Below are 17,297 nucleotides of genomic sequence, written 5' to 3'. Positions count from 1 at the left end.
AATTCGACATGGACAGGTAATGCGCGCGGGTCAAGAGGCAAGGCCGATTTTATCGCTCCAAGGCGGGTGCAACCTATGGATAATCTATCGTTGTATTGCAATCTTTGGTAAATTGGTTATAGTGACCAACATGATTTGAATCTACTTAATGCCGTTTGTTTCAGATTGAATTTCCAGGATAGATATATGGTCCCGAACGCGACAAACAATAATGCCGATAATGAAGGGACCAGAGAGAACTTGGCTTACATTCGCCAGATGCTGGCGGAACTGCGCCAGGTCGCCAGCCGCGAGGGAGCAGATATGCTCTGCTACCTGATCGAGATGGCCTATGTCGAAGTCGGTGACATCCAGAGCGGACGACGCAAGCTCTCAATCCGCGACGAAGAGCGAAATCCGACCCCCGGCATGCCGGTTTAGTCGCCCGGCTATATCAAGTTCCAGCAGCACCAGATGAACGGTGGCGGCGGAAAAACCCGTGTGACGGATGATATCGTCCGTTTCCACGGGCGAGGGACCGAGAGCGGCTGCGATGATGCTGCGCTCGTCGTCCCCTGGTGGTGACATCTCGATGTCGGATCTCGGTTCCTCGACCTTTCGCTCATACGGCAATTGCGGCTCCATCAGCGGCCGCAGCGCATCGAGAATATCTGAAGCCCCCGTCGTCAGCATCGCGCCTTCCTTGATCAGCCGGTTGGTGCCTTCGCAGCGTGCATCGAGTGGCGAGCCCGGCACGGCGAAAACGAGCCGCCCCGCTTCGCCGGCAAGCCGCGCCGTGATCAGCGAACCCGAACGCTCCGCCGCTTCCACGATGACGACACCGAGGGAGACGCCTGATATCAGCCGGTTGCGGCGGGGAAAATCCCGTGCGCGCGGTTCCCAGCCAAAGGGCATTTCGCTGATGGTCGCCCCGCCCTGATCGTATATGTCCTGCAGCAGCCCGAAATTTTCCTGCGGGTAGGGACGGTCGAGGCCGCCCGCCAGCATGGCGACTGTTCCGGTTGCAAGGCTTGCCCGATGTGCGGCCGCGTCTATGCCACGCGCCAGTCCCGAAGCGATTGTATAACCGGCCCTGCCGCAGTCGCGCGACAGCATCGCGGCGAATTTCGCGCCGTTGATGGAGGCATTGCGTGATCCGACAATGCCGACACAGGGTCTTGTTGCGGTGGATGCCGACCCCTTCATGGCGATCAGCGGCGGCGCGCCGTCCAGATGCCGCAAGGCGGGTGGATAGTCAGGCTCACCAATGCCGACGAAACGCGCGCCGAATCTTTCAGCCGTTTCGATTTCGCCTTCCGCTTCCGCCAGCGTGGCGATGCGCGGGCTGCGCAATGAACCGCCGCGCCTTGAAAGCTCGGGCAGGGCATCGAGCGCCTTTTCGGCACTGCCGAAATGATTGATGAGTTCGCGGAAGGTGACGGGACCGATATTGTCGCTGCGGATCAGCCGCAGCCAGGCGACCCGCTGCCGGGCGGAAAGCTCTATGCCCTGCCGTGTCGTTTCCTCATGCGGCATGACATATCCTTAAAGACTGGCCTTAGCCTTTTTGCCCGATCCGGCTTTCCGTACCGGCCAGAAGCCGCGATATGTTCTCGCGATGTTTCCACCAGGAAATGGCGCTCAGCACCGTTACCAGCAGCGCCGTCTTTTCAGGTCCGAGTATCCAGAGCGCCACGGGAATGACCAGCATGGCAAGCAGCGCTGACAGCGAGGAATAACGGGTGATGAAAGCGGTCGCGAGCCAGATCAGCGCAAAGGCCAGCATCATTAGCGGTGCTGCGCCTAAAAGTACGCCGATATAGACGGCCACACCCTTGCCGCCCTTGAAACCGAGCCACACTGGAAACAGGTGCCCGAGAAAGGCGAAGAAACCGGCGACCAGCGACGCTTCGTAGCCCCAGAGCGCATTGGCAACCAGGACGGCCGCGGTGCCCTTCAGCGCATCGAGCAGCAAAGTCGCTGCGGCGAGCTTCTTGTTGCCGGTGCGCAGAACGTTGGTTGCGCCGATATTGCCGGAACCAATTTTGCGCACATCCCCCAGCCCGGCCATGCGGGTGAGAAGGAGGCCGAAGGGTATCGAACCGAACAGATAGCCGATCAGCGCCGCAAGCGCGAGAAGGGCAGGCGCCGTCTGCCAGTCAGTCAAAGCACTCATTCAAACGTCCCCTCTGTCGCGCCGGCTGCGTGATCTCTGTCGTGTTCTTATGCCAAGGAATGAACGGCTTTGCCAGCCACATAAGTGGCCACAGCGCGACCGCTGAAACGGGCGTCCTCGAACGGCGTGTTCTTGGATTTCGACACCAGCTGTTCCCGCGTGACGAGCCATGGTTCATCGAGGTCGATCAGGGTGATATCGGCTTTCGCACCGACTTTAAGCGTTCCCGCATCCAGACCGAAGATTTTCGCCGGACGGGTGGAAAGCGCATCGATCAGCCGCATCAGCGGAACCTCGCCGCTGTGGTGGAGCCGCAGCGCCGCAACCAGCATGGTTTCCAGCCCCACAGCACCGCTTGCCGCGTCCGAAAAGGGCAGGCGTTTGGTGTCCACATCCTGCGGATCGTGCGAAGAGACGATGATGTCGATCGTGCCGTCTTTCAGCGCTTCCACCATGGCCTTGCGATCGTCTTCGGCGCGCAGCGGCGGCGAGAGCTTGAAGAAGGTACGGTATTCGCCAATATCATTCTCATTGAGCGTCAGATGGTTGATTGAGATGCCACAGGTCGCCTTGACGCCCCGCTGCCGGGCGACACGGATCGCTTCGGCCGATTCCGGCACGGAAATCTTGGCGGCGTGATAGATCGCCTGCGTCAGACCGGCAATGCGCAGGTCGCGCTCGAGAGGGATGATCTCGGCTTCCTTCGGAATGCCTGACAGACCGAGCCAGCTTGCGAAAAGCCCCTCATTCATGTCGCCGCCACCGATATATTTGTCGCGGGTCTCGAGCGCGATCACCGCACCCAGTTCGCGCGCATAGGTCATGGCGCGGCGCAGGACCAGCGTGTCGGAAAGCGCCTTGCGGCCATTGGTGAAGGCCACCGCACCGGCTTCCTTCAGCATGCCGATCTCGGTCATTTCCTCGCCCCTGAGGCCTTTGGTCAGCGCCGCCGAGGGATGAACATTGACAATCGCCTTGTCGCGCGCCGTCTTTTTCACATATTCGACCAGCGCGATATCGTCGATGACAGGATCAGTGTCCGGCATGACGATGATGCTGGTAACGCCGCCGGCCGCTGCCGCGCGCGAGGCGGATTCGATCGTTTCGCGGTGCTCGCCGCCCGGTTCGCCAACGAAGACCCGGGCGTCCACCAGACCGGGAACGGCCACCAGCCCCTTGCAGTCGCGAACCGTCGCACCTTCGGGAGCACCCTGATTGTGAGCATCCCTGCCGGACGCGAGGATCGTGCCGTCAGCACCGATGATGACGCTGCCGGCCTCGTCCAGATTGCGGGAGGGATCGACGATGCGGAGGTTCTTGAGAACGGTTACGGCACTCATACGCGCTCACCCTGATTTTGCGAGACAAGCAGGGTTTCCATGACGGCCATACGCACGGCAACCCCCATTTCCACCTGGCTTTCGATGACGCTCTGCGGACCATCGGCCACTTCGGAAGCGATTTCGACGCCACGGTTCATCGGGCCGGGATGCATGACCAGCGCATCTTCCTTCGCCGCCTTCAGCTTTTCGGCATCGAGACCGTAATAATGGAAATATTCACGCACCGAAGGCACGAAGGAGCCGGACATGCGCTCGCGCTGCAGGCGCAGCATCATCACCACATCGGCGTTCTTCAGCCCTTCCTTCATGTCGTGGAAGACCTCGACGCTCATGTCGCGGATACCGGAGGGAAGAAGCGTGGCGGGGGCGACGACGCGCACGCGCGCGCCCATCTGGTTGAGCAGGATGATGTTGGAGCGGGCAACGCGTGAATGCAGCACGTCGCCGCAGATCGCCACCGTGATGCCGGACAGTTCGCCCTTGGCGCGGCGGATGGTCAGTGCGTCGAGCAGCGCCTGCGTAGGGTGCTCATGCTGGCCGTCTCCGGCATTGACGACGGAGCAGGTGACCTTCTGCGCGAGAAGGGCTGCCGCACCGGCGGAAGAATGGCGCACGACCAGCACATCCGGGCGCATGGCGTTCAGGGTCATCGCCGTATCGATCAGCGTTTCGCCCTTCTTCACCGAGGAGTTGCCCACCGACATGTTCATGACATCGGCGCCGAGACGTTTTCCGGCAAGCTCGAAGGAGGATTGCGTGCGCGTCGAGGCTTCAAAGAACAGGTTGATCTGCGTGAGGCCCCGGAGCGTCGAGGTCTTTTTCTCGCGCTGGCGGCTGATTTTCACCGCCTCGTCGGCCTTGTCGAGAAGCAGGGTTATATCCTGATGGGAAAGCCCCTTGATGCCGAGGAGATGGCGATGGGGGAAGAAGACCATGCGGTTTGCCTCCTGACGGGCGTCGCATTTTCCCGTGAAAATGCCCGGAACGCCCGAATGCTGATCCGTGCGCTCCATTCGCTGTGAACACGCCGGTGGAGTGCCGCGGAATTCGGTCCTGCGCTCTATAGAGATTGCTTGCCGCAGGGGCAAGCACCCGTGAACCCCTGAAATGAAAACATGGCGATGTTTCCCCAGCGCGCGAGAAAAAGTGGACTATCTGACCGCGTTTGAGCGAATGTCAGATGATGCCATGCTTTCTCAAAAGCGCCTGCTCGTCGCCCGAAGCCCAGCCGAAAACTTTAGGATTCCCGTCCAGATTCTGGACAAAGTAGTGAACATCGAAATCGATTGCGACATCCGACTGGCTTTTGGGGGCAAAGGTCGCCGTCCAGGCAACATGGGCGACGCAATGATGTTCATCGATGGGAGAGAGGTGGATATTGCGTATCCGCATCTCCTTCGTTCCTATCGCCCGATAGCGCTCATAACCCTTTGTCATGACCTGCCTCAGTTGCGCGTCATTCTTTCCGGTCATCACTCCTGAAGGGGAAGCGGCGATGAAGTCTGACGCATAGAGGGATGCGACCTCTTCCATATCCATGTGGCCGTTGAGCGACCTGTTGAAAAACCGCTCGTATCGCTCGAAGAGCTTTCTTACACCGGCCTCCATGGTTTCCTCCCTGCGCAGCCTTCCAATAAGTTGCGAACCGAAAAAGCCTGCCGAAAGTTCCACGTCGGGTAATGGCTTATGCATAATATTCGACATATGCGATGATTGGGTTTCAGCCAGATCACGCAATCGCTCCAGGCGGAGTGGAATCGCCATGTGCAGAGCCCGATATTGAAGTGGCTGAGGGGGTCGTCGCTTGTCTTACATCAAGGCGCCGGACATCCTTTTTTGGGCGCTGATGGCATGCGCGGTCCTTGTGGGATTTCGATTGGAAGGCTTCTCATCCGCCATGCGGGCCACTCTTCGCCGAGGCTCGTGCGAGGCACGGTATCCGGCTTCCTCATGGCGCTGTCCCTCGGTCTTGCCGGAAACGTGTTCGGCATTTTCTAGACCGGTCCTGAAAAATGCTGAAAGCGGGGGTTTAATCGTCTCAATCGCTTCCTGTGGGCGGGATTATGCAATATCACCCCCCTATGCAATTCCAGTAAAAAACAGCTAGAAGCAGTGGATGACCCAGAATTCCCGGACAGAAGAAACGCTCGCCGAACTGAACCAGCCCAGCCTCTGGTCCGGTATCAATGCCTATCGTTCCGACCCGCTGATCGTCGACCTCACCTCTGGCCTGTCCCGCAATCTGAGAGAAGAGTTCGACCAGCTCGGGCGATACGTGACCTCGCATGAGGCGCAGGAACTGGCGCGCATGGCCAACCAGGGCGTGCCGCAGCTGCACACCCACGGCCCGCGCGGCGAACGTCTCGATCAGGTGGAGTTCCACCCCGCATGGCACGCGCTGATGCGCCGCTCCATGTCATCGGGCCTTCATTCCAGCGTCTGGGAAAATCTGGCCGAAACGCGCGGCAATGAACACAAGGCCCGCGCCACCAAGTTCTATCTGACCTCGCAGCTCGAGGCCGGGCACCTCTGCCCGCTGACGATGACCAGCGCCTCCGTCGCCGCCATCATGACCTCGCCGCGCGTGCAGAAGGAATGGGTGCCGAAGATCCTGTCGCGCAAATATGATTCCTCGCAGAAGCCGGGGCTGCAGAAAACCGCCGTGACCATCGGCATGGGCATGACGGAAAAGCAGGGCGGCACGGATGTGCGCGCCAACCGCACCACGGCGGAGCGGGTGGGCGAGGGCATCTATCGCCTGTCCGGCCACAAGTGGTTCCTGTCCGCGCCGATGAGCGACGGTTTTGTGATGCTGGCCCAGATGGGCGACGGCATGGGCTGCTTCCTGGTGCCGCGTTATCTGGAAGATGGTTCGAAGAACGGTCTGCATTTCCAGCGCCTCAAGGACAAGCTCGGCAACCGCTCCAACGCCTCTGCCGAGGTCGAGTTTACCGATGCTTTCGGTTATATTCTCGGCGATCCCGGCAGCGGGGTGCGCACCATCCTCGACATGGTGACGCTGACGCGGCTCGACTGTGCGCTCGCATCGGCCGGCATGATGCGTGCCTCGCTCGCGGAAGCTGTGCATTTCGCCCGCGGCCGTTCGGTTTTCGGCAAGATGCTGGTCAGCCAGCCGATCATGACGCGTGTTCTTGCCGACATGGCGCTGGATGTCGCCGCCGCGACGGCGCTTTCCTTCCGGCTGGCGTCGGCCTTCGATGCCGCGCGTAACAATCCGGCGGAAGCCGCCTATGCACGGGTCATGACGCCGATCGTGAAATACTGGTGCTGCAAGATCGCGCCCGCGCTGATTTACGAGGCCATGGAATGCCTCGGTGGCAACGGTTATGTCGAAGAGCGGCCAATTGCCCGCCACTATCGCGAAGCGCCTGTCAACGCCATCTGGGAAGGCTCCGGCAACGTCATGGCGCTGGATGTGCTGCGGGTTCTTCAGCGTGGCAAGGATCTGTTCGATCTCGTCTTCCAGACGCTCGAGCGGGATCTTGGGCCTGCCGGCAAAAAGACCACCGACGTCCTGCGTGCCGCAATCGCCCTTGCCGAGCGCGATGAGGGGGCTGCCCGCCTGCTGGTCGAGCAGTTCGCGCTCGCTGCGGCCGCTGCCGAGCTTTGCCGGCTGGGTGCCGGCAAGATAGCCGACGCGTTCCTGGAGACCCGTCTTGCGGGCGGCTGGCGCCACACTTACGGCATGCTCGATTCCCGCTTCGATCCAAATTATATTATCGATCTTCTGTATCCGCCCGCGTCCTGAGCGACGAAGGGGTGGATGACGGTTGTTGCATTCCCGGCGGGAGGGGGCTCGGATTTGAAAAAAAGCGGTGGCATGGAGCGTGCTTTGATCTGTCGTGACAGCGTCGCGTGTCGATGCGCGGCAATGGAGGGTGGCTGCAGATGCTGACGTTTCGTTCCGCCCGCCTGGAAGATGAGGATGCGCTTTACGCCATAAGTCTTGCAACCGGGGACGCCGGGGAAGACGCGACGCCGCTCTACCGTGACGGCCGCATGGTGGGTCATATCTATTCCGCACCTTACCTGCATCTCTGGCCCGATGCGGTATTTGTGGCGGAGGATGAGGAAGGTGTGTGCGGTTATATCGCCGGCACGCTTGATACGGCCTTGCACGAAGCGCGTCTGGAAGAGGAGTGGTGGCCGCATCTGCGCGCCCTTTACCCCGACCCCGGCGGTGACCAGCAGACATGGGACGCCGACCAGCGCCGCGCCCATTTCATCCACCACCCGCGCCGCACACCCACCTGGCTCACCGACCCGTTTCCGGCCCACATCCACATGAACCTTCTACCGCGCACGCAGGGCAAGGGCGGCGGCACACGGCTTTTGTCGCGCTGGCTGGACATGGCAAGGCAAAACAACGTCTACGGCATCCATCTTGGTGCCAGTGAGCGCAACGCTGCGGGCATGCGCTTTTGGGAAACGCGCGGCTTCAAGCGTCTCGACAGCCACGAGACACCCGGCACCGTGTGGTTCGGCATGGCGCTGGAATAGAAGCTGAGGATAACGCTATCCACGTTGCTTCAATATCGCCGCGGCGACCGCCACTTCGGTTCCGGCGAGACCGGTCGAGCAAAAAAGAGTGGTTGCATCGGCGCTTCGGTGCCACGGCGTGTTTGCAGCAATGATTGACGCCAGATCTTCGACCCGTTCTTCGTGGCTTGTTCCCGACAGAAAGAATGGAGAAGCGTAGGCTCGCATCTGTTCGGGGGAATCGGTCGCGATACGATGCGCCATTTTCGCGACATCCAGATCGATTTCATGGCCTTCAATGGTTTTGGGACCAACGGTGTTGATATGGGCGCCCGGCTTTAAATCCTTCGCACGAAGAACGGGCATTGAACTGCTTGTCGCACAAATGACGATATCGGCACCGCGAACGGCTTCTGCGACACTGTCGACAGCTTCAATATCGAGGCCGAGATACCGCTGCATCTCCTCCGCGAAAGCTTTGCGATTTGCTTCGCTGCGGCTATAGACCCGAACATGCGAGAGCCGCCGCACCGCTGCCGCTGCGACAAGTTGCATTCGTGCCTGCAAACCGCTTCCGACAACGCCGGCTGTGGTTGCATCCACGTCACTGAGGTGTCGAATGGCGACGCCGCCGATTGCGCCGGTGCGAATCGCGCCAAGCTTCTCTCCGATGACGATGCCTTCCAGCTTGGCAGTTTCCGTCGACCAGACCGCGACGATCTGCGAGTGGTGACTGCCATTGAAAGTGTCGTAGACGCGAAAGCCGGCAATCGGCGCGCTGTCCTGAACGCCTCCCACGGTAAAAACGAGATCGCCTTTACCGGGAAAGGTGACGTGGTGCCGTGGCGGCGAGATCATTCGGCCCTGCGCCTTTTGCCGCATGGCAATTTCCACCGCGTCGATGGCGATCTGCATGATGGCGCCGCCGGTCAAATCCTCATCCGTCAATATTGTCGTCATGGCGTTTTCCTTCAAGGCCTCGCAACCTAAAATAACAAGCAAAGTTGAGGTCAAGCCGCCCTTCTGAAAAATCTTCTGTTGCCTCCACCCCTGTCATCCACAGGAACCTTCTCCCCGGCCGCTCCGCTGCATTGTCCTTGTCTTCATGCTTTGTTAACCCCTTGGGTCAGGCCTTTTAAACGACGGGTAGAAAAGCATGCTGGCGACCGCAGAGGTGATTTCAGCCGACACACCGGAAAAGCGCGTCAAGGATCGCGCCGCGACCGAGAAGGCGATTTTTAACGCCGCGCGGTCGCTTCTGGCGGAAGAGGGTTTTCAGGGTTTCGGCATCAATGCCGTTGCCCGTCGCGCCGGCTGCGACAAGCAGCTCATCTATCGCTATTTCGGTGGTCTCGACGGCCTGATCGAGGCGATCGGCGAGGATCTTGGCTCCTGGGTGAAGGATCGCATTCCCGAAGATACCGGCGGCATGTTCCTTCTGACCTATGGCGATCTCATGGAAAAGCTGGCGCTTTATTTCATGGATGCGCTGCGCAGCGATCCTCTCGTCTGCAAGATCATTGCCTGGGAAGTATCGGATGGCTCGCCGCAGGTCAGGCAGCTGGCCGAAGCCCGTGCCAAATCGCTCGGCAAATGGCTGGAGCGCATGCGCGGTTCGCTGGCGGCGCCGAAGGGTGTGGATACTGCGGCCGTCAACGCCGTGTTGTTTGCCGCCATCCAGCATCTTGTCATTTCCGCTGCAACCAGCGGCCAGTTCGCCGGCGTACCGCTTAAATCCGATCGTGACTGGGACAAGATCACGACCGCCGTCAAACGGCTCGTGCGCGGCGTTTACGGCTGAAACCGCTTCGAGGGGCGGGGATACTTGTCGCCCTTGAAGGGCAGTCAGCGATTAAGGAAAAATCAGCCATGTTTTCACCGGCGGGCAACCGTCCGGCATCTCTGTCCGTTGCCTTGGGTCACACGCTTGTCCACAGACCCGGGCCGCCAGCGTTAACCATAATGACAGCTTTCATTTGCGTCGCCATGCCTGCCGGTCCAGTGTGAATTAACGAAGTGTTAACCATGCGCAATGATTGCGCATAAGGGAGCCGCAAGTGAGCCGCTGGACAGCTTTAGGCGTCATGATGACGTTTTTTGTTATGCTGCCGTTGGATATCGACGCGCCGGCGCTGAACCTTTGCCTGATGGCTCTGGTGCGCTGGGCGGTGCTTGCCGGCATCCCCGACACGGTATTTGGCGGGGAACAGGCGGCATGAAGTGGTTTCTGATCCTCTGGGCCGGTCCCGTCGCATTGCTGGGCAGCTGGTACTGGCTTTCCTACTACGACATGAGCTTCGGTTTTTATATGCTGACGCGCGAAACACATGATCTGGTGTTTCAGGTTTATGGCAATATTCTCGGCCTGCCGCCCGAAAGCCTGCCGCCGCTCGTCGCGCGCGCCATAGCGGTCGACAGCCTGATCGTTTTTGCGATCCTTGCTTTCCGCAGGAGAAAGCGGATTGCCGCCTGGTGGCGTGACCGTCAGTCGGTCGCGCGGGCGAGTGCGGAGAGCCTGTCCAGCGCGCCCTGAAGAATGAAACTCGCGGCCGCCGAATCGATGCGTTCGGCCCTCTTGGCGCGTGATACGTCCATTTCCAGAAGCGCACGCTCGGCGGCAACGGTGGAAAGCCGCTCATCCCAGAAAATGAAGGGCAGGGCAGTTTTTTCGCCCATGGTGCGCACGAAGGCGCGCGTCGCCTGTACGCGCGGCCCGGCTGAGCCGTCCATGTTCATAGGCAGGCCGATGATGAAGGCGGCCACCTTCTCCTTCTCGGCAAAGGCCAGCAGTACTTCGGCGTCCTGCGTGAATTTTACCCGCTTGAGGACGGGGCGCGGTGTCGCGAAACGCCGCGACAGGTCCGACATGGCAAGCCCGATGGTTTTAGTGCCAAGGTCGAGGCCGGCAATCGCCTGTGCGGGCTGAAGCGTTTCCGCAAGTTCCTCGATGGTGAGTATCGCCATGTCGCGCGCTGCCTTATCGTTTGCGGACGAATTCGGTGCGCAGCACCAGACCCTTGACCGTCTCGTGCCTGCAATCGATCTCTTCCGGGTTTTCGGTCAGTCGGATCGATTTGATGACGGTGCCCTGCTTGATGACCGTGTTGGTACCCTTGACCTTCAGATCCTTGATCAGCGTCACCTGGTCGCCATCCGCAAGCACATTGCCTGCCGCATCGCGGACTTCGTTGGCACGCGCGGCCTCCGCGGCCAGTTCGGAAGCGGGCCGCCATTCGCCCGTTGCCTCGTCATACACGTAATCGTCATTATCCGCGGCCATTGTCGCCTCTCTGAAATATCGGTAGTGCGGTGTTCAGGCCGTCCAGAGCGCATCCGGTTTGAACGGGACTGCTGGACGTACTCTAGACCTTTGATTTTACGCATTTTCCGGACGTAAAACCGCTACACACTTTTACTGGAAATGCTCTATGTCATAATATACGGGCAATACAAAGGAGAACTTCCCATGAAAATCACCTGGCTCGGCCATTCCGCCTTCCGCCTCGAAAACGGCAGCGCGAAGATCCTCATCGACCCGTTTTTCACCGGCAATCCCGGTTTTGCCGGGCAGGACGGAAAGACGGCGGCCGAAGGCATTACCCATATTCTCCTGACCCACGGCCACGGCGACCATGTGGGGGATACCGTCCAGCTTGCCCGCGAAACGGGCACGACAGTACTTGCCAATGCCGATCTCGCCGCCTGGCTTTCCACCAAGGGCGTGGCGAAGGTCGATATGGGCAATACCGGCGGCACCGTGCATTTCGATGGTTTTTCCGTCACCTTCACCAATGCGCTGCATTCCTCGGCCCAGATCACCGAGGATGGCGTTTCGCATTCGCTCGGCAACGCCAATGGCCTGATGCTGCATTTCGAAGACGGCCCGGCCGTCTATCACATGGGCGATACGGATATCTTTTCGGACATGAAGCTGATCAACGAGTTGCATCAGCCGGATATCGGCCTGGTGCCCATCGGTGACCGCTTCACCATGGGTGGGGCTGTGGCGGCACTGGCCTGCCAGCGCTTCTTCAAGTTCGAAAATGTCATCCCCTGCCATTACGGTTCCTTCCCGATCATCGACCAGACGCCGGAGAAGTTCGTGGCCGGCATGGAGGGGTCGGAAGCGCGCGTCCATACGCCGAAGGCCGGCGATACATTGTCCTTCTGAAGCTCCATTCAGGCATGTCGCCGCAGCAAAACCGTTCCACAGTTTGGTGCGACATGTTTTCTACCGTTGCGAATGGCGGGCATGGTCATTATAGCGGGTAGGAAAATTCCTACCGGAGTAAAACCATGTCCGTCGATCTCGCCACCGTAAAGCGCGTTGCGCGCCTTGCCCGTATCGCTGTCAGCGAAGAAGAAGCACAGAATATGCTCGGCCAGCTGAACGGCATACTCGGTTTCGTGGAGCAGCTTTCGGAAGTGAATGTCGACGGCGTCGAGCCCATGACCTCCGTGACGCCGGTGGAAATGAAAAAACGTGCCGACGTGGTGACCGACGGCAACAAGGCGGAAGACATCGTCGCCAATGCGCCCGCGACCGACCGGGACTTCTTCATGGTTCCGAAAGTGGTCGAATAGTCCGACCGCCGTTTGCCGCCCGATTTTTCCAAGATTTCGAAAGCCGTTGCCGACCATGACCGACCTGACGAGCCTGACCATTGCCGAAGCCCGCGAAAAGCTGAAGGCGAAAGAGTTTTCCGCCCTTGAGCTGACCGACGCCTATCTCTCCGCCATCGATGCGGCGAATGGCGCGCTGAACGCCTATGTCGTAACCACGCCTGAAAAGGCGCGCGACATGGCGAAAGCCTCCGATGGCCGCATCGCCGCAGGCACGGCGGGTGAACTGGAAGGCGTTCCGCTTGGCGTGAAGGACCTTTTCGCCACCCGCGACGTGCACACGCAGGCATGTTCGCATGTTCTCGACGGCTTCAAGCCGAAATACGAATCCACCGTCACCCAGAACCTCTGGGATCAGGGCGCCGTCATGCTCGGCAAGCTGAACATGGACGAATTCGCCATGGGTTCGTCCAATGAAAACTCCTGGTACGGACCGGCGATCAACCCGTGGCGTGCCAACGGTTCCGAGCAGAAGCTCGTGCCGGGCGGCTCCTCCGGTGGTTCGGCCGCAGCCGTTGCCGCGCATCTGTGCGCAGGTGCCACCGCCACCGACACCGGCGGCTCCATCCGCCAGCCCGCAGCCTTCACCGGCACCGTCGGCATCAAGCCAACCTATGGCCGCTGCTCGCGTTTCGGCATCGTCGCTTATGCTTCCTCGCTCGATCAGGCCGGCCCGATCGCCCGTGACGTGCGCGACGCGGCGATCCTGCTCAAGACCATGGCAAGCGTCGATGCGAAGGATACGACTTCCGTCGACCTGCCGGTGCCGGATTACGAAAAGGCCATCGGCCAGTCGCTGAAGGGCCTGAAGATCGGTATCCCCAGGGAATACCGCGTCGACGGCATGCCGGAGGAAATCGAAAAGCTCTGGGCCAAGGGCGTCGAGTGGCTGCGCGATGCCGGTGCCGAGGTGGTCGATATCTCGCTGCCGCACACCAAATACGCGCTGCCCGCCTATTACATCGTCGCGCCCGCAGAAGCTTCTTCCAACCTCGCCCGTTATGACGGCGTGCGTTACGGCCTTCGCGTCGACGGCAAGGACATTGCCGACATGTACGAGAAGAGCCGTGCCGCCGGTTTCGGCAAGGAAGTACAGCGCCGCATCATGGTCGGCACCTATGTGCTTTCGGCCGGTTATTACGACGCCTATTACCTGAAGGCGCAGAAGGTTCGCACGCTCATCAAGCGCGATTTCGAAAACGTCTTCCATGAGGGCGTCGACGCCATCCTGGCGCCCATCACCCCGTCTTCCGCCTTTGCGGTGGGTGATGAGGAACTCGCTTCCGATCCGGTGAAGATGTATCTTCAGGACGTCTTTACGATCACCGTCAACATGGCCGGCCTTCCGGGCCTTTCGGTGCCCGCCGGTCTTGACGGCAAGGGTCTGCCGCTCGGCCTGCAGCTTATCGGCAAGCCGTTCGAGGAAGAAACCCTGTTCAAGACGGCCCACGCGATCGAACAGGCTGCCGGTAAGTTCACCCCCGCCAAGTGGTGGTGACCCATCTAACCAGAGTTAGAAATCGGACGGGCGGCATCCAATGCCGCCCGTTTGTTTTTCATCGATTGTCCAGCTCACCCCGCACGAGTTCCAGCCCACGCGTGGTGATGCGATAAGGCTTGCCGCTGGAAGAGGCGATGGCCCTCTTCCGTTTCAGTTTGCGGAAGGTAAGCAGATCGAGGCCGCTGAAAATCCAGCCGTCGCGCGTATAGAGCGCGAGTTTCTCGATTTTGCGGTCGTCGTCTCGAGTAAGTTCAATTCTGCCACCCTGGGCGAGCAGGTGAAGAATGCGCTGTTCGGCGCGGGAAATGTCCATTTTCGGAAATCCGGTCGGCGTCTTCTAGACGCGTGAAAACAAACCCGGGTGCCGTTAAGGCATCCGGCTCGGTTTCATCTGGCCCGGCGCGCAAGAAACTTGCGGGCAGGGCCTTTACCAGGACTCCGATTGAGCGAACATAAAAACTCCAGAATTGCTTTTTTGGGTTAGCGGGCAAAATCAGCGCGGTCAAGTCCGTCGAAATTTTCGCATCCGCCGTCACCGTGGCGGTCGCCCAGATCGATATTGCGCGTCAAGGCTGCCGCTGGCCGAATCGCACCACCGATGCTTTACTCCTTAAGGCCATGGAGGGCGCGGCTTGATCGTCATTCGCAATGCATATCAGCAGGAAGCGGAGGTTCTGGCGGCCATCGGACTCAGGTCTTGGCGGCAGGCAACAATGGCGCTCGGCATCACCACGACGCTTTACGAGAATGCGGCCAGTGCCTTTTCCAATTTCACCCGCTCGTCATGGCTTGCCATCCGCGTGGCGGAATTCGGTGGTGCGGTCGCCGGATGGGCGGCGCGGGAACATTTCGACGAGACGATTTCCGATTTCTGGATCGACCCGGATTTTCAGCGGAAACGGGTCGGCAGCTTCCTTTTGGCTGACATGGAACGGCTGATAGAGGGAAGGGGTTTCGACACCATCCGTCTTGAAACCCACGCCCAGAACGAACCGGCCGTCGCCTTCTTCAGGCATCACGGCTATAGCGTTCGCTGGCTCTCCATTTCATATGCGGTAAAGCTTGATCGCGACGTGCAGTCGGTGGGTCTGCAAAAGCAGCTCGTCGAGGTCGAGAGCGGTCTTTACGGCACGGAATTCTGAGAGAGCGCGCCGAGGCCATTCACAAGCCGCATCGGCCAATCCGGCATGATGACGAGGGATGCGACAAGGCCCACCTGTACCACAATGATGGATATCAGGATGCTGCGGAACGGCTCCTTGCGCGTTTTATGCCGCAGCAGGCGTTGCGCCGAGATCGCGCCGAAGCTGCCACCGGCAAAAGCGAGCCACAACAGGGTGCTTTCGCGAACGCGCCATTCGCTGTTTCTCGCCGCCCGCTTGTCCAGCCAATAGACAAGAAAGACGAAAAGATTGAAGGCGATATAGATCGTGAGGCAGAGAGCGATCATCGTCATGGTGTGAATAGATATTGGGAACGGTAAAAAACACGTATGCTGCTGTGCCGAAAATCCGGTGCTTGGCGCGACAGGGCGCAACATGTCTTGCGCCCGCGCGCCATTTGTTCTACCCACCAGAGCCAAAGAACCCGTATATCGTGAGCTTCAGATGACCCTTGTAGACGTGCGCACTCCCGACCCGAAACGTTTCATTCCCGGCGCCACCGGCGATTGGGAAATCGTGATCGGCATGGAGGTACACGCGCAGGTTCTCTCCAATTCCAAGCTGTTTTCCGGTGCATCGACCACTTTCGGCAATGCGCCGAATGCCAACGTGTCGCTGGTGGATGCCGCCATGCCCGGCATGCTTCCCGTCATCAACGAGGAATGCGTCCGCCAGGCTGTGCGCACCGGCCTCGGTCTGAAGGCGAAGATCAACAACCGTTCGATCTTCGACCGCAAGAACTACTTCTATCCGGATTTGCCGCAGGGCTACCAGATTTCGCAGTTCAAGGACCCGATCGTCGGTGAGGGCACCATCACCATTTCGCTGGGTCCGGACCGTCAGGGCAATTTCGAGGATATCGAGATCGGCATCGAGCGCCTGCATCTGGAGCAGGACGCCGGCAAGTCCATGCACGACCAGCACCCGACCATGTCCTTCGTGGACCTGAACCGTTCGGGCGTGGCGCTGATGGAAATCGTTTCCAAGCCGGACATGCGCTCGTCGGATGAGGCCAAGGCCTATCTGACCAAGCTGCGCTCCATCGTGCGTTACCTCGGCACCTGCGACGGCAACATGGATGAAGGCTCGATGCGCGCCGACGTCAACGTCTCCGTGCGCCGCCCGGGTGAGGGTTTCGGCACGCGCTGCGAAATCAAGAACGTCAACTCCATCCGCTTCGTCGGCCAGGCCATCGAATATGAGGCACGCCGCCAGATCGCCATTCTGGAAGATGGCGGCGTCATCGATCAGGAAACCCGCCTGTTCGATCCCGGCAAGGGCGAGACGCGGTCCATGCGCTCCAAGGAAGACGCGCATGACTATCGTTATTTCCCCGATCCGGACCTGCTGCCGCTCGAATTCGACGATGCTTTCGTCGAAGCGCTGAAGGTCGATCTGCCTGAGCTTCCCGACGACAAGAAGGCCCGTTTCGTGGCCGATCTCGGCCTGTCGGTCTATGACGCCTCGATCCTCGTTTCGGAAAAGGCGATTGCCGATTATTACGAGGCCGTCGCCGCCGGCCGTGATCCGAAGGCCGCCGCCAACTGGGTCATCAACGATCTTCTCGGTGCGCTCAACAAATCAGGCAAGGACATCGAGACAACGCCGGTTTCGCCGGAACAGCTCGGCGGCATCATCGATCTCATCAAGGCCGAGACCATTTCTGGCAAGATCGCCAAGGACCTGTTCGAAATCGTCTGGAACGAGGGCGGCAATCCCGCCGAAATCGTCGAGACGCGCGGCATGAAGCAGGTGACGGATACCGGCGCCATCGAAAAGGCCGTGGACGAGATCATCGCCGCAAACCCGGATCAGGTCGAGAAGGTCAAGGCAAAGCCGACACTCGCCGGCTGGTTCGTCGGTCAGGTGATGAAGGCGACGGGCGGCAAGGCCAACCCGCAGGCGGTGCAGGCGCTGGTGAAGGCCAAGCTTGGTATCGAGGAAGAGTAAGCGGACGCTGCCTTGTGCTCTGGTAACGGCATAGAGGTTCCGTCATCCCGGCCTTGAGCCGG

Annotated in this window: 21 protein-coding genes; 11 read left to right on the top strand and 10 right to left on the bottom strand. The window is 60.0% G+C overall.

Annotation, left to right across the window (positions count from 1 at the left end):
- Window positions 1-186 precede the first annotated feature (186 nt).
- Entirely contained in the window at window positions 187-420 is a 234-nt protein-coding gene (locus tag OK142_RS02410) for a hypothetical protein (RefSeq protein ID WP_080600295.1), read from the top strand.
- Here the strand turns inward: OK142_RS02410 and dprA are convergent.
- From dprA to OK142_RS02385, 5 genes are all read right to left on the bottom strand, one after another.
- Window positions 373-1,515: a DNA-processing protein DprA gene (gene dprA / locus OK142_RS02405; protein WP_498680878.1), complete on the bottom strand. Its 1,143-nt coding sequence runs from the start codon at window positions 1,513-1,515 to the stop codon at window positions 373-375. The two genes, OK142_RS02410 and dprA, sit on opposite strands and share 48 nt — an antisense overlap.
- 22 nt (window positions 1,516-1,537) lie before the next feature.
- Complete coding sequence (gene plsY / locus OK142_RS02400) at window positions 1,538-2,155, bottom strand: glycerol-3-phosphate 1-O-acyltransferase PlsY (protein ID WP_003496394.1); 618 nt, start codon at window positions 2,153-2,155, stop codon at window positions 1,538-1,540.
- A 47-nt stretch (window positions 2,156-2,202) separates the two neighbouring features.
- Complete coding sequence (locus OK142_RS02395) at window positions 2,203-3,495, bottom strand: dihydroorotase (protein ID WP_498680877.1); 1,293 nt, start codon at window positions 3,493-3,495, stop codon at window positions 2,203-2,205.
- The gene (locus tag OK142_RS02390; protein WP_498681716.1) at window positions 3,492-4,433 is read right to left on the bottom strand and encodes an aspartate carbamoyltransferase catalytic subunit; all 942 of its coding nucleotides are present in this window, start codon (window positions 4,431-4,433) and stop codon (window positions 3,492-3,494) included. The genes OK142_RS02395 and OK142_RS02390 overlap by 4 nt, the downstream gene beginning before the upstream one ends.
- A 241-nt stretch (window positions 4,434-4,674) precedes the next feature.
- Window positions 4,675-5,106, bottom strand: coding sequence for a DUF6841 family protein (locus OK142_RS02385; protein WP_498681715.1), 432 nt, complete (start codon window positions 5,104-5,106; stop codon window positions 4,675-4,677).
- A gap of 508 nt (window positions 5,107-5,614) precedes the next feature.
- Here OK142_RS02385 and OK142_RS02380 point away from each other — a divergent pair.
- Window positions 5,615-7,267, top strand: coding sequence for an acyl-CoA dehydrogenase family protein (locus tag OK142_RS02380; RefSeq protein ID WP_003496378.1), 1,653 nt, complete (start codon window positions 5,615-5,617; stop codon window positions 7,265-7,267).
- A 140-nt stretch (window positions 7,268-7,407) separates the two neighbouring features.
- A complete protein-coding gene (locus OK142_RS02375) occupies window positions 7,408-8,019 on the top strand; it encodes a GNAT family N-acetyltransferase (protein WP_498680876.1) in 612 nt (203 codons plus the stop codon).
- A gap of 15 nt (window positions 8,020-8,034) precedes the next feature.
- Here the strand turns inward: OK142_RS02375 and OK142_RS02370 are convergent, their stop codons facing one another.
- Window positions 8,035-8,958 (bottom strand): ornithine cyclodeaminase family protein, encoded by a 924-nt coding sequence (locus OK142_RS02370; protein ID WP_498680875.1) that lies wholly within the window; start codon window positions 8,956-8,958, stop codon window positions 8,035-8,037.
- A gap of 196 nt (window positions 8,959-9,154) precedes the next feature.
- On the opposite strand from OK142_RS02370, the gene OK142_RS02365 reads away from it, so the two are divergent.
- The 3 genes from OK142_RS02365 to OK142_RS02355 all read left to right on the top strand — a co-directional run bounded on the left by OK142_RS02365 (window position 9,155) and on the right by OK142_RS02355 (window position 10,531).
- Window positions 9,155-9,799 (top strand): TetR/AcrR family transcriptional regulator, encoded by a 645-nt coding sequence (locus OK142_RS02365; protein WP_216331235.1) that lies wholly within the window; start codon window positions 9,155-9,157, stop codon window positions 9,797-9,799.
- Window positions 9,800-10,055: 256 nt separating this feature from the next.
- Window positions 10,056-10,217, top strand: a complete 162-nt coding sequence (locus OK142_RS02360) for a hypothetical protein (RefSeq protein ID WP_158001526.1) — start codon at window positions 10,056-10,058, stop codon at window positions 10,215-10,217.
- Window positions 10,214-10,531, top strand: coding sequence for a DUF6105 family protein (locus OK142_RS02355; protein ID WP_313613906.1), 318 nt, complete (start codon window positions 10,214-10,216; stop codon window positions 10,529-10,531). Before OK142_RS02360 ends, OK142_RS02355 begins: the two co-directional genes overlap by 4 nt.
- On the opposite strand, the gene ruvX is transcribed toward OK142_RS02355, so the two are convergent.
- Both ruvX and OK142_RS02345 read right to left on the bottom strand, forming a co-directional pair.
- Window positions 10,483-10,962 (bottom strand): Holliday junction resolvase RuvX, encoded by a 480-nt coding sequence (gene ruvX, locus OK142_RS02350; protein ID WP_003496367.1) that lies wholly within the window; start codon window positions 10,960-10,962, stop codon window positions 10,483-10,485. The two genes, OK142_RS02355 and ruvX, sit on opposite strands and share 49 nt — an antisense overlap.
- 13 nt (window positions 10,963-10,975) lie before the next feature.
- Window positions 10,976-11,278, bottom strand: coding sequence for an alkylphosphonate utilization protein (locus tag OK142_RS02345; RefSeq protein ID WP_003496365.1), 303 nt, complete (start codon window positions 11,276-11,278; stop codon window positions 10,976-10,978).
- Between the two features lie 186 nt (window positions 11,279-11,464).
- Between OK142_RS02345 and OK142_RS02340 the strand changes: the two genes are divergently transcribed.
- The 3 genes from OK142_RS02340 to gatA all read left to right on the top strand — a co-directional run bounded on the left by OK142_RS02340 (window position 11,465) and on the right by gatA (window position 14,119).
- Complete coding sequence (locus OK142_RS02340; RefSeq protein WP_498680874.1) at window positions 11,465-12,169, top strand: metal-dependent hydrolase; 705 nt, start codon at window positions 11,465-11,467, stop codon at window positions 12,167-12,169.
- Window positions 12,170-12,294: 125 nt separating this feature from the next.
- Complete coding sequence (gene gatC / locus OK142_RS02335; protein WP_003496362.1) at window positions 12,295-12,582, top strand: Asp-tRNA(Asn)/Glu-tRNA(Gln) amidotransferase subunit GatC; 288 nt, start codon at window positions 12,295-12,297, stop codon at window positions 12,580-12,582.
- Window positions 12,583-12,637: 55 nt separating this feature from the next.
- A complete protein-coding gene (gene gatA / locus OK142_RS02330; RefSeq protein WP_082184166.1) occupies window positions 12,638-14,119 on the top strand; it encodes an Asp-tRNA(Asn)/Glu-tRNA(Gln) amidotransferase subunit GatA in 1,482 nt (493 codons plus the stop codon).
- A 58-nt stretch (window positions 14,120-14,177) separates the two neighbouring features.
- Here the strand turns inward: gatA and OK142_RS02325 are convergent, their stop codons facing one another.
- Window positions 14,178-14,435, bottom strand: coding sequence for a YjhX family toxin (locus OK142_RS02325; protein ID WP_003496358.1), 258 nt, complete (start codon window positions 14,433-14,435; stop codon window positions 14,178-14,180).
- Between the two features lie 319 nt (window positions 14,436-14,754).
- Between OK142_RS02325 and OK142_RS02320 the strand changes: the two genes are divergently transcribed.
- Window positions 14,755-15,264, top strand: coding sequence for a GNAT family N-acetyltransferase (locus tag OK142_RS02320; RefSeq protein ID WP_003496356.1), 510 nt, complete (start codon window positions 14,755-14,757; stop codon window positions 15,262-15,264).
- Here the strand turns inward: OK142_RS02320 and OK142_RS02315 are convergent.
- On the bottom strand, window positions 15,246-15,578 hold the full coding sequence (locus OK142_RS02315; RefSeq protein WP_498680873.1) for a DUF1294 domain-containing protein: 333 nt from the start codon (window positions 15,576-15,578) through the stop codon (window positions 15,246-15,248). The genes OK142_RS02320 and OK142_RS02315 overlap by 19 nt on opposite strands.
- A 151-nt stretch (window positions 15,579-15,729) precedes the next feature.
- Between OK142_RS02315 and gatB the strand changes: the two genes are divergently transcribed.
- Complete coding sequence (gatB, locus tag OK142_RS02310) at window positions 15,730-17,235, top strand: Asp-tRNA(Asn)/Glu-tRNA(Gln) amidotransferase subunit GatB (protein WP_137037491.1); 1,506 nt, start codon at window positions 15,730-15,732, stop codon at window positions 17,233-17,235.
- Window positions 17,236-17,297 lie beyond the last annotated feature (62 nt).

It is taken from the genome of Agrobacterium sp. BT-220-3, assembly GCF_025910175.1.
GTDB classification, from domain to species: Bacteria; Pseudomonadota; Alphaproteobacteria; order Rhizobiales; family Rhizobiaceae; genus Agrobacterium; species Agrobacterium oryzihabitans.
The sequence above is the reverse complement of the archived record's forward strand: the minus strand, read 5'-3'. Positions and strand labels throughout refer to the sequence as shown.